Source organism: Xenorhabdus thailandensis, from assembly GCF_037996785.1.
GTDB classification, from domain to species: domain Bacteria; phylum Pseudomonadota; class Gammaproteobacteria; order Enterobacterales; family Enterobacteriaceae; genus Xenorhabdus; species Xenorhabdus griffiniae.
In genome coordinates this window covers 169,253-181,538 of the sequence record NZ_JBBMXF010000004.1, presented here as the reverse complement: position 1 = coordinate 181,538, position 12,286 = coordinate 169,253, and the positions used below count along the sequence as shown (strand labels likewise).

Sequence of the window (12,286 nt, the reverse complement as noted above, 5' to 3'; positions counted from 1 at the left end):
TATATCACGCAGAACTTTCTTATAACAAGAGAATAATGAAGTATGTTTAGTCCCTTTTATGATGAATTATTTATGCGTCGTGCATTGGAATTAGCAGAAAAAGGTTGTTATACCGCTCGCCCTAATCCAAAAGTCGGCTGTGTTATAGTTCGAGAAAATACCATCGTTGGAGAAGGTTGGCATGTCCGAGCAGGAACAGCACATGCCGAAATCAACGCACTTCATCAAGCTGGTTCACTTGCTTATGGCTCAACCGCTTATGTGACTTTGGAACCATGTGCACATCATGGTAAAACACCTCCTTGTTGTAATGCTCTCATCAATGCTGGTGTTAATCGTGTTGTTATTGCATGTGAAGATCCCTATCCACAAGTTAACGGAAAAGGAATTGAATACTTACGTAAAGCAGGCATTAATGTAGAAGTTGGTCTTCTACAAAAAGAAGCAGAAGAACTTAACTGCGGTTTTCTATCAAAAGTCCGTAGAGGACGCCCTTGGGTAAGAGCTAAAATTGGAATGAGCTTAGATGGTAGAACAGCATTAGCTGATGGTCGCTCAAAATGGATTACATCTGAAAAATCAAGAGAAGATGTTCAACAGTGGAGATTAAGTAGTTGTGCAATACTGACAGATGTCGGGACTATATTGGCCGATGATCCCCAGTTGACAGCACGTATCCCTCATGAGATTGGTCTATCACCCCTTCGCATTGTCTTGGATAGCCAACTTCGCATACCTCTCAAAGCTAACGTGCTTGATGAAACAGCTCGCACGCTCATTATTCATCACCCAGCAGCAGCAGAGATAAAATTTCCTCCCCATATTGATAAAATGAGTATTGATACATGTAATGATAAAATTAATCTCAAAAAAACATTAGAGTACTTAGGCAAGCGAGGACTAAACGATGTTCTTGTCGAAGCGGGCCCAACCTTGACGGGTTCTCTGCTAAAGAAAGGGCTAATTGATGAGCTACTTGTTTATATATCACCAAGATTACTTGGAGAACAAGCTAGACCAATGATGGCTGGTATCTCTACAGAATCTCTAGATCTTCCGCAATCTCTCAAATTAGTTGATCTCGTTCAAATTGACACTGATATTCGTTTACGTTTTCTTTCCGTATCCTGATTGAAGTAGTCTGGAGTCATCAGTAATTGTCACTGTGTCAATAGTATTCATTATTTGAATAACTATGTATCAAAAAAATAATTTCAATTTATTTCATGAATGTTCGATAATCATTGTGTAGTTAATATGTTTCTTCCCATTAGAGAATGTCGATATTTTCATTCAGATTGGGAGAAACATATATTTTACCTCGGTAAAGCACAAGGAAATAAAAGTGCATTTTCTAACTGAATGAGTATTATTGATACTTTTTGGTTAACTAATTATTAGTTAAACATAATATTTATGTTTTAATATTAATTTGAGGTAATATCAAAGATGTCATCTATTTCAATATCAAGCATTATTTTTGCATTTAGTGCAATTTTTGCCGGTGCAGTAGTACCATTGCAAGCTAGTGCTAACGCTGCGTTAGGTCGTGGTTTGGGGCATCCTCTATGGGGAACTTTAGTATCACTTTTAGTTAGTTTGATAGCCGTTATTCCAATTTTGTTAACTATGCGAGTACCACCTCCCCAAATATCTCAGGTAGTAAATTTGCCAATATGGTCTTGGGTTGGTGGTATTGCTGGAATTATATATATCACTGCTGCTCTTCTATTAGTACCGAAACTAGGAGCAACTAATTTTATTATTTGTGTTATAGCAGGCCAAATCATAATATCTGTATTGATTGATCATTTTGGTTTGATGGGATTACCTATTAAAGAAATAAAGTTAGGCAAAACCTTCGGAATAATATTTATCTTTTTAGGGATTTTTATGGTTCAATATTTCACCACAAACACTGATAAAATTTAATTGACTGTTATCTAATATATTTAAATGGATTACAATCCAAAATCAATATAAGGAAATAAAATTGAAAAAGGTTCTTATACTTAAATCCAGTATTTTAGATAAATATTCCAATAGTAATAAAATGGTAGGTCATTTCATCGAGAAGTGGTTGGATAAAAATTCATAAATCGAAATTACCATTAGGAATCTAGCTAAAAACCAAGCTCCAATTCTTGATAATTAATTATTGAATGTATTATGTAAAAGTGATATTAAATTAACAGAACGACAAGAAAATGCATTAAATCTATCTAACTAGTTGATGGCAGAACTAAAAGAACATAATTTAATTGTTATTGCTGCACCTATGTATAATTTTCATATTACAACCCAGTTGAAAAATTATTTTGACTTCGTCATTCGTGCTGGAATTATGTTTTGCTATACTGAATCAGGTTCTCAAGGATTAATAAAAGATAAAAAATCCATAATATTAACAACACGCGGTGGGATTTATAAAGATACTTCATCAGATTTTTTAGATCCATATATAAATATGATTCTTAATTTCATTGGAATTAAAAACATTGAGTTTATTTTCTCCGAAGGACTAGCACTAGGAAATGAATCTATTATTCGATCACAAAAGAATGCATATCAAATGATAGATAATTTATCATTATAACTAACTTTAATCATTTTATTTTTAAATAAAAAACCACTAACACGGTGAGGAAAAAGCTAATTTATTTCTATTTCGTAATTCCATTTATAGTAAGAATTCCATAGATATTTTTCGAATAATTTCATCATGTATTTATTATCAATGTTGATAGCTATCAGATAATTAATGACTTGAGGTTCAATTTCACCTGGTACATTTGTTATATTTGGTACCACTATACTCCCTGTGGCGCTTTTTTATTTATTTGCAACCCTAACCATCCATAGGCTCTACTTATTACCAGTAAGACATTATCCAACGCCATACAGAAGACTGAGCAACACAACGTGCTTCGGCAACGTGGAAAACTGGCTGACCTCGATAAAGCATGAGAATGGATAGAATACGGATGGCATACTTCTTATCGTGCGTTTTTTGCGCCATTTTTTCATCAGGTGTCGTTCATTACGGGGAATGGGTGGTAGGATAACCATAACTCAGCCCTCCTTTTTGCTTTTTTGTTTCTGGAAAATCCAAATTCGCAAAAATGGGACTAAGTTTCTTTGATATGCCTACCATTTTGAAAAGTTATATAGAACTTCTCCCTTTTTTGAAGAATAACCCTGGTGTGGCTTAAAAAAATATTTCATATAGAAATTATTGTTATTGTTATTATTGTTTAATATAACTAATGCATTTACGTATTTGGTAACACTATAACCAATTAAGCACTCATAATGAAATAAGGTCAACATAAAAGTAATCAAAAATAACATTAATTTGTATACATTTTTGTATCTTACTGTTTTTTAATTAAAAAATTACATTTACTAATTATACTAATATGACGACAGATTGAAAAATATTGTGGCAACAAACGGATTAATCGGGTATTGTTTGGAGGAAAAATTCGACAAAACATATCATGTTACGAGATGAAAACATCAGGAATAAAAAGAAAATATAATATTATTAATAATATTGAGTATATGATGAGAAAAAATGGTGAGAATAAATCCTCACTTGCTATGCGTTCTGGTGTTACAAGAACAACGCTCTATAAAATTCTTGATGGTAAAATCAACAGAGTCCAGCACTCAACTATCACTCGAATTGCAAATTTTTTCGGTGTCAGATGTGATGTTATTGAGCATTGTAATCTGGAAGAATTAGATCGAATAGACAATATGCTTTCCGTTGAGGGTAACAAAAACCCCTCTGCTATCCCGCTTATCCCTCAATCAGAGGTGTTATCCAGCATGGATGCCCGTATTGGCCAACTTATTATGAAATATCCGGTAACATGGGTTTTCGAAGAAGGAGCAAACCTGATAGGGCTAACGGTTGAATCTGAAATTGATAAAATATTTTTCCCCGGTGATACATTAATTATTAAGCGATATGCAACACCTGTCAAAAATCAGCCATCATTAATATACGAACCTAAAAGAGGATTTTATCTCCATAATTTATCTGATTACAAAAAAAAAGATCAAACAATAAACGAAAAATTAATTGGAACGATAATTGAAGAACGCATTTCGTAAGAAAAGGAGTATTAGTGGTGTCAGATAATCAAAAATATAAACTTCTAGGTTTCAGCCGTTCTTCTGATTCAATTAGAGCGAACATAATGATTCTGTCTACAGGAAAGAGTATTAGCATACCTCTGCGGGAATTAGAAAGCAGTCAGATTTCAGAAGATCTCAATAGGAACGAACTCAGAGAGATTTACCGTCGTATTTATGGTGATGCTGATACTGTAACGGCCTATGATCTCACCGATAGACACGAACGTTCCTGGTTTGCCTATTTGGTCATTGCCCTATCTCTTGCCGCTATCTATATTTTTTGCACAATTACAGGAATAAAGCCGATAAGCATTCCCTATATTAATATGATCATACCATCAGCAATATTCTTTTACCCTTTCACATTTATCTTAGTTGATATATTAAATGAATTCTATGGTCTTCGTCTGGCCAGAAAAGCGATCCTTTTTTCATTTATTGCCAATATCCTATTCGTCCTCTGTCTCATATTAACCGCAGCCCTTCCAGGTCTTAAAGAATGGGAATTAGAAGGAGCGTATACTGAAATTGTACACAGCATAGCTGCTGTCCTCGTTGCATCCTCAATTGCTTATATTGTTTCTGAGAATGTTAATTCATGGTTATTATGTAAAATAAAAGAACTCACCAATTCTCGTTATCTTTTTATTCGTATTATTACCAGTACAACAGTCGCTTCCGCTCTGGACAGTATTATATTTTGCACACTTGCATTTTATAATACGCTTGATTCCGATACGATTAAATCAATCATTTTTTCTCAGTTTATTGTCAAAATGGCTTACGCTATTGTAGGAGTCGGACCTATTTATGGTGTCCGAGCATTGTTCAGAAAATATATAAATGCATAGCAGAGAAACAACAATGAATATTAAAGAATCACTGACACTACTTGGAACGAAAACAGATTATATACAAAGTTATTCTCCAGAGTTACTTGAAACTCTCCCACGATCACTCGGCCGAAATGATATCGGCATCGATTCTGATTCACTGCCATTCCAGGGGTTTGATCTTTGGACAGCCTGGGAGCTTTCATGGCTAAATGGAAAAGGGAAACCGGTAGTCGCAATCGGTGAATTTATCATTCCGGCGACCAGTTCAGGATTGATTGAATCAAAATCATTCAAACTTTATCTCAATAGCTTCAATCAGACTCAGTTTGAAACAACGGATGACGTAGTTCGCGCCATGAAAAAAGATCTGTCTCTGACAGCCGGCCAACCTGTAGAAGTTAAACTCTATCCCCACTTTGATGGATACTATCATGAAATCAGCCCACTCTCTGGTCAATCACTTGATGATTTGGATATAGAAATAAGAAGTTATGACTTTGATGCTACAATACTGGCAGATGCCACTTCAGCGGAAAATGATGTTGTCTATGAAACACTGTATTCAAATCTCTTAAAATCTAATTGCCTGGTAACAAACCAACCTGATTGGGGAAGCGTTATTATTCGGTATGAGGGAGTACAGATTGATCATGAGAAATTGCTACGTTACCTCATATCATTCAGAACACACAACGAATTTCATGAACAATGTGTAGAGCGTATCTATAGCGACATTATGCGTTACTGCAAACCTGAGAAATTAACTGTATTTGCACGCTATACAAGACGTGGAGGTTTAGATATAAATCCTTTCAGAAGTAATTATGAAAATATTCCTCTAACAGGGCGGCTTATCCGCCAGTAGAGGAAGTGATTGATGCAGATTCCGTACATAAAGCGGCGATGGCTGCTTTAAATGATCGATATGCAACGCTGATCAATTGTTCTGATGTGATCAGCTAAAGACACTGATAGAAGACAGGAGAGGCTAAATACCTCTCCTGTTATTTCTCGTTCTTATCCTATGACAGAGTTGGAGTTAGGCAACAAAAGCGGTTGTTCGGCCTTAGCCGGTTGTATATTTTGCCGTAAATGCTCGTAAGCCCCTCCCATATCAGGGAATGAAGCCATAGCTTCGCTCAACTTCACCAGACTCGGGCTTTCTATCGCTGAAACAGTAGTGACGGCATGAGCGGCAATATTGGGTTGCCTGCTGGCCCAGGATAGCTCCATCAACATATCTCCTTGCTTACTCATGTTCTCGACTAGATGGGCCACATTAATCGCCGACGAAGTTCCCTCCAAATTAATATGCAAATGTTGATGAGATTTGGCCTGATTACCAAATACCTGACGTACCACCAATGCTGTTCCTGTGCCAGAGTCGGTCAACATCAAGTCATCATCATGTCGGTTCACAAGAACACTTTTCAGATTGGCTATCGGTAAGATCAGACGATCTAAAGACTGTCTCGGATCGTTATTGTCGATGATCACTGTACGGTAGTGAGTCCACATCTCTTTACTGAATCGATAGGTATCGTGATTGGCTCCACCATACAGCACCAGACTATCGACACCATCGATGATCGGCAGCATTAGATTATCACTGGCTTCGCCTCCTTGAAGTAATAAGGATGACTGGATCCGCTCCATTCCAATGGATTTATTGAGTATTTTTACCCCACTGCTATCGCTCTGGTATAACTCCTGCGTCACCTGGTTATACACATATGCCGCCTTATTTTTGGCATTGATTCCCAGAAAGCGCAGATTGCCTGAAACGGGAATGCCATTACCTGAAAAGACCTGACCGCTGCCAATATCAAACCAGTCTTGCATATTGTTATTTTGCAAGGTCAGTACCCCCTTGGCGTGCCATTGGATAGCAAGTTCAGTGAGTGCCTGTGATAAATTAGCCGCATTGTTCTGGTGCCAATCTTTATCAACGCCAACTAACCGCAATTCACCCGTATTAGCTCGTACCAGGATCTCACCCTTGGCTGTGATCAGACGTATTCCCGTATCAACCTGTTGTGCCGCCTTAAGAGACAAATCAGGTGTCAATTCACTGGCAACGGGAAGTTGTACCGAAGCATTAAGTACAAGATCAGAACCAAAGGCAGTAGCCAATGCATTCGTGGTCATAGCGGGTTGGCGATATAATTTACCACTTTCAGGTGCAAAGAGCCGCGCAGAGGTGCCATCAGCTTCGAATCCCAGGAATTGCAGCGGCTTATCCTGTAGTGTTGCTGAAGCCACGACCACTTGTCCATTGTGATACCACACGGGCAACACGCTTTTGCCATCGCTGCCCTTGACGCCAAATACCGCCAGAGTGGTTCCCACATTTGTGACACTCGCCAGATCCTGCCACCAGTGGGTACGCCCCTTGAGCCAATGCTCGTTAACTGCTTCGTAGTTAAGCTGCCCCAATGCATCAAGTTGCGCTACGCGCCCATCCTCAGTGATGGCAAGCAGGCTACCATTCAGGTTGACTACATTGGCTAACGGCGGTGTGTTGATACGCAAGGCAGTGGGTTGATTAGCGTCAAGAACAGCCTGACCTGGGCCTTCCTGACGGAACAAAGCATTCTGCTCTTTACTGTAGAAGAAGAACACTTCCGTACCAGCGAGACGGGAAATGCTTCCCGCTAGCACAAGGTCAGCCGGGAGCTGCCAGGCACTGCGGATCTGTTCGTCCTCGTTAAAGTGTGAGGTCTGTTCCTTCGGGGGTGCCAGATTCGGTTTAATCAGTGTTCCATCGCTACGTATCCAGTAACGATGTGCCACACCGGCCGCATCCGTACCGAATAGAGTGACCAGCTCGGCACTGGTCGGTTGGATAAGCCGCGCACCCAGTGTATACACCGAAGTCTCACGTTGCGTGCTATTGCTCTCGTAACCTCGCAGTACAGTCTTAAGTGCATCACCGTGCCGATCTCTGTTTGCCGAAAGCTGGAGTAACTCATCATCACCCACCGCACTAACTAACTCCATGCGGTCACCGGTGATCCGGTAGCTCAACTCAGCTTCTCTCTCCTTCAACTGATAACGGCGCGCCAGGTAGACTGCATCACCTTCTTGCCATAACCGACTAATCTTGCCTGCATTTTGGTTGAACCATGGCTCAAACTGTGCGTTAACTTGTCCAGTGGCAATGTCTACCCGCCACGCTACCGCGTTATCGGCATCGTAGAAATAAGCATGGTCGTCCATTACTGCACCCAATTGGGCATGTTTAGCTTGTTCGTGAGTCGTATCGGTGAACAGCATTCGTTTGTTGGAGACATCATAGAAAGCCCGGCCAACATCATGCCCGTTGTGATTGTAGTTCTCCACTACCACATACTGCCCGTGCAACTGATGTGCCTTGGCCAGGTCATTTAAGTGTTGCTCAATTTGCTGGCCGGGCACTTGCCACTTGCTCGCATCTTCGCTTATCACCTGTGTTGTCAAATTGGAAAAATCGACTTCGCTCACTTCATTTTTGCCGTTGACTACCAATATCTGGCCGTTCTGAGCGGGATCGAGTTCGACCACAACACCACCAATTACCAATCGGCTCTTCGAGACGCTAATAGTATTACTGGCGAGTTGGCTGCTATCGATGATCCAGCGCGACGGTACAGGGTTACTGCCAGCCACGACGTCACTTATGAGCTTCACGCTGGTGCCTTCATTCAACCCGATCAGGTACTCACCTCCTGCCCCCTTGATTTCGTAATGCAGATAGCCGTGCAGTTCTTTAGGAAGCTCCGGCACGATCAGTTTCCTGTTGCGTTGATCGAGTACCACTTCGATCGGGGTTGCTACATATTCCTGATGGATCCTGCGGATCGTCGCCTCACCCGGGAAAATGTAAAAATCATAATCAAAGCGTTTATCCTTTTCGAGTCTGCGAATGACATCGAAACCCGTGTCATGACGCGTAGTTGCACCAGGAAGTTGCATATATTCGTACCTGATAAAGGATTTGGGTGTCCCCGGCAGGATTAATACGCTACTGTCACTGTGATCGAGTTTATGAGAGGCATCCTTGTAGCCGATCCCGCTACGTATCTCGATCGCCTGGCTGCGGTCATGAACCATCTTGGGAAAGTCGCCGACCCAGAAGAAATAATTGATTTCTCCTGAACCAGTAGGGCCTGAATGGGTGCGATAAATGTACTGACTGTCAAAGCCAATCTGATTATTGCGTAGATCCAACGTCTTAATCACCGCCCCAGCTAATGGTATCAACACCTTATTTTCGCTGTCATACCGATAGCCATTGCCCTTGTAAGCCTTGTCGAGCATATCGAAGTAACGACCCACCTCTTTAACATCGTCAGCAACGGCACCAAACGCTTGCGCCAGCGCGGTAAAGCCCACGGCAAGCCCACCAAGGAGCACTCCTGCGCCACCCAATACAGCGGAGGCCGTTGAGGCACCAAGCAGCCCCGCACCCACCCCGGCAGTACCTGTAATAAAGCTGGCCGAATCGAATGCGAGCTGGGTTCCGAACACCGCCTTTTGTGTATCCGTTTCGGCATGGGCGAGTTCATAGGCATCCAACCCAACCAAAGCTCCACCAAGAAGCACGCCTATACCTTCATTAGCGGTATGAGCCAGAGTTGAAGAAAACTGATTGAGCGAGGTTTCAGCAACCACCACTTCACCACGTAATGCCGTGCGCACCAACTCGATAACGTTGGTGGCATCGTTCACACCAGCGTGAATCATCTGGGCGTAGTTAAGGTAACTGTGGATTTTGAGTGCAGTGGCCAGATCAGGCGAAACATTATCATGGGTCGCATCATTGCGATTTTTGTCGGCAAACCATTGAATTAGCGTCTGTACTGCAAATCCAGCATTCAATCCATCAACCGGAGCTACCTCACCACCAACGCCATTAAACTGTAACTTGCCGCGTTCAAGATCAAAATGTTTACCCAAAGTGAGTATATGTTCATCGACAAAGCGGCGGAATTCGAAAACAGTGGCATCGTTACTGCTCACCAAAAGCGTCTCCTCAAGCTGATCGCGATTGATGAATTGGACACTATAACGGCCTTTCTCTTGTTCCTTAATGCTGCCAATTACTGGCATCCAACGATGATCAAGCTTATGTTCCTGAGCCAGCGCTGTAATGGCCTTATCAAATTTTGCTCCCCACTGTTCGGTATCAAGAGTAGCCAATGAGGTGCGTAACTGAGCATCCTCGGCAATTTTCACTTGAGCATTGACTGCTTGCTTGACCCACTGTCGTTGTTCTATCACAGTGGCAAGTTCGTCTGGGCGGGTTAAATCGGCAACATCTAAGCCATTGCCTACGGGGACACTTGCCATTTTGGCGGGATCAATCTCCACCAGATTGAAGGTAGGTGCAGACTGGCTACCAAACGCACTATAGTGAACAGCCAGGCCACGCTTCACTAAATGTTTTTCCATCGCACGTAAAAAATTAGCTGAATTATCGAATGCAAATATCCCGAAATTTGGATCATAGAAATAGTAACGACGCCCTTTAGCGCCGACAGTGCTCCCCACCATCATGGCATGGTTTTGGGTATTGAGAGCGAACGTCGAAGTTCCGGTCGCTTCCTGCAACAAAGAAACCACCTTAGACAAGGTAACCTTTTCTTCCAGCACTTTTGACGCCTGACTAGCCTCAACATTAGAGTGCAGTCTTGCCAGACTATTTTTTAGCAGTGTGGAACTGCCCGCCTGGGGGGAAGCGGCGGCAAAGAAGAGTTTTTCCACCAAACTATTGATACTTGTTTCACCACCATTGGCGAGTGCTACCGCCATAGCCCTGACCAGGGGATAACAGCGGCCACCAGATGCGTCCCCAACCAGCGACAGATAGAAATCTTGTGGTATCAGACGACTGAAGCTGCTACCGGCCCGCTGAAAGTCTTCACTGAACACCGCTGTCTGTTTCAATACCTTGTCGATATATTCAGCCCGACTAACTTCGGTAATACGACCGCTCAAAGCTCCTCGTTGTTTAGGGGTAAGCGGGCTGTCAAGAAACAGTTTTTTCATCTCCAGGATTGACATTCCATCATTAAAACCTGGAATAGTGATATCCTGAAAGTTCTGTAATCCATCAGAAAATTCAGTGCTTCTCGGCCCACTTCGCTGATAAGCTTCGACAATAGCATAGCGCTCACCCACGTTATAATCGTGTTCCTGCCCACCTTGAATAGCGGTATCATCAATCCGCACTACTGCATCTGTACCATTTTTGGACTTGATCTGCTGCCACAACCAGCTTTGTTCCACAGAAAACACTTCGCGCAAAACTGAATCGTATTTCTCCTTGTAGTGATCCAACGTGATATTGATATACCTTATCTTTTCATCAATCCGAGAAATCTCAGAACTGTCTCTGGTTTTTCTTCGCTTTTCATAGAGTGTACTGCGGGTATCCACCAACGGCTGGGTTTCTGCTCCAATCGCAGCCTGAACCTGGTCACGCAACTTAAGCCACCCAGTAATTGCCGGATGATGAGGAGAAAATTCCCCTTGTTCATATACACCATCCGAGATCCCTTCAACTGACACACCAAACTGCTCAGCAGCCTTTTTCAGTTTTTGATGGATCTTCTCACGATAAGTGGCGAATTGAGCCTTGCTACGCTCAATCGCTTGACTGTCAACTTCCTGAATTAATATGGGTTCCTCACCACGACGCAATGTCGGCCAAATATTCTGACCTTCTCGCTGATACTCCTGACGTTGGAACACCAATTGCCATTTACCCTCAACATATTGCATGTAGGCCGCAGCGAGACCTTCAGCGGTGTTTGCTACCTGATAATCCTTAAAATCCACTGCCATGACCACGTTATCATAGAGCAGCGAACTGTTGACCCGTCCGTCGTGATAGACTCGGTAAGTATCAGCATCAAGGTCGGTCACCACCAGTGAACATCCCGACAACGATCCCGTGAACAGAAAACTTCCCGGAATGGGATGCTTAGGAATATCTACATAGGCCGGCAACGCATTAGCCTGATTTGCACCGTTATAGCCAAGGAAATAGGCTGGCACGCTGTTAGCATCACTACCGGCTATCTCATTCGGGCTTCGATCAGCATATTCAATCTCGTATAAGCCTGACTTAACTTTCACTAATTTGGCGTTTCCCTCTGTCGGAAGTCGCCCTGCTCTAACCAGAGTCTCGGCACTGATAGTGTTGGATTTTGCAAATAATTCAGGATTGATAGCAAACTGCTGGATATCAACACTGCCCTGGCGGGATACCGCCTGAGCGGGCGCAAGCAGTGACGGGTAGCTGTTATTGGGCATGAACA

7 protein-coding genes and 1 pseudogene are annotated in these 12,286 nt (G+C 42.2%); 6 read left to right on the top strand and 2 right to left on the bottom strand.

What is annotated here, in order from left to right; translation table 11 throughout:
* The first annotated feature begins 42 nt into the window (after positions 1–42).
* The 3 genes and pseudogenes from ribD (at position 43) to AAC853_RS01800 (ending at position 2,596) form a co-directional block, all read left to right on the top strand.
* Positions 43–1,131 carry a bifunctional diaminohydroxyphosphoribosylaminopyrimidine deaminase/5-amino-6-(5-phosphoribosylamino)uracil reductase RibD gene (gene ribD, locus AAC853_RS01810; protein ID WP_340613516.1) on the top strand — a complete coding sequence of 363 codons (1,089 nt, stop codon included), beginning with the start codon at positions 43–45 and terminating at the stop codon, positions 1,129–1,131.
* Between the two features lie 318 nt (positions 1,132–1,449).
* Positions 1,450–1,932: a DMT family transporter gene (locus AAC853_RS01805; RefSeq protein WP_340613515.1), complete on the top strand. Its 483-nt coding sequence runs from the start codon at positions 1,450–1,452 to the stop codon at positions 1,930–1,932.
* Positions 1,933–1,993: 61 nt separating this feature from the next.
* Positions 1,994–2,596 (top strand): annotated as a pseudogene (locus tag AAC853_RS01800) (NAD(P)H-dependent oxidoreductase).
* Between the two features lie 290 nt (positions 2,597–2,886).
* Here AAC853_RS01800 and AAC853_RS01795 read toward each other — a convergent pair.
* Positions 2,887–3,069, bottom strand: coding sequence for a hypothetical protein (locus AAC853_RS01795; protein ID WP_340613514.1), 183 nt, complete (start codon positions 3,067–3,069; stop codon positions 2,887–2,889).
* 441 nt (positions 3,070–3,510) lie between these two features.
* Here AAC853_RS01795 and AAC853_RS01790 point away from each other — a divergent pair, with 441 nt between their 5' ends.
* Genes AAC853_RS01790 through queF form a run of 3 tightly spaced genes read left to right on the top strand, consistent with a single transcriptional unit; the run spans position 3,511 to position 5,847 of the window.
* Entirely contained in the window at positions 3,511–4,122 is a 612-nt protein-coding gene (locus tag AAC853_RS01790) for a helix-turn-helix domain-containing protein (protein ID WP_340613513.1), read from the top strand.
* Between the two features lie 17 nt (positions 4,123–4,139).
* Positions 4,140–4,997 carry a queuosine precursor transporter gene (locus AAC853_RS01785; RefSeq protein ID WP_340613512.1) on the top strand — a complete coding sequence of 286 codons (858 nt, stop codon included), beginning with the start codon at positions 4,140–4,142 and terminating at the stop codon, positions 4,995–4,997.
* A 13-nt stretch (positions 4,998–5,010) separates the two neighbouring features.
* Positions 5,011–5,847, top strand: coding sequence for an NADPH-dependent 7-cyano-7-deazaguanine reductase QueF (queF, locus tag AAC853_RS01780; protein ID WP_340613511.1), 837 nt, complete (start codon positions 5,011–5,013; stop codon positions 5,845–5,847).
* 152 nt (positions 5,848–5,999) lie between these two features.
* Here queF and AAC853_RS01775 read toward each other — a convergent pair whose 3' ends face one another.
* On the bottom strand, positions 6,000–12,281 hold the full coding sequence (locus AAC853_RS01775) for a TcdA/TcdB pore-forming domain-containing protein (RefSeq protein WP_340613510.1): 6,282 nt from the start codon (positions 12,279–12,281) through the stop codon (positions 6,000–6,002).
* Positions 12,282–12,286: the final 5 nt, after the last annotated feature.

Excerpts from the sequence above, each read along its gene's own strand:
- AAC853_RS01790 (WP_340613513.1), top strand. The coding sequence starts at position 3,511 with ATGAAAACATCAGGAATAAAAAGAAAATATAATATTATTAATAATATT.
- AAC853_RS01795 (WP_340613514.1), bottom strand. The coding sequence starts at position 3,069 with ATGGTTATCCTACCACCCATTCCCCGTAATGAACGACACCTGATGAAA.
- AAC853_RS01775 (WP_340613510.1), bottom strand. The coding sequence starts at position 12,281 with ATGCCCAATAACAGCTACCCGTCACTGCTTGCGCCCGCTCAGGCGGTA.
- ribD (WP_340613516.1), top strand. The coding sequence starts at position 43 with ATGTTTAGTCCCTTTTATGATGAATTATTTATGCGTCGTGCATTGGAA.
- AAC853_RS01805 (WP_340613515.1), top strand. The coding sequence starts at position 1,450 with ATGTCATCTATTTCAATATCAAGCATTATTTTTGCATTTAGTGCAATT.
- queF (WP_340613511.1), top strand. The coding sequence starts at position 5,011 with ATGAATATTAAAGAATCACTGACACTACTTGGAACGAAAACAGATTAT.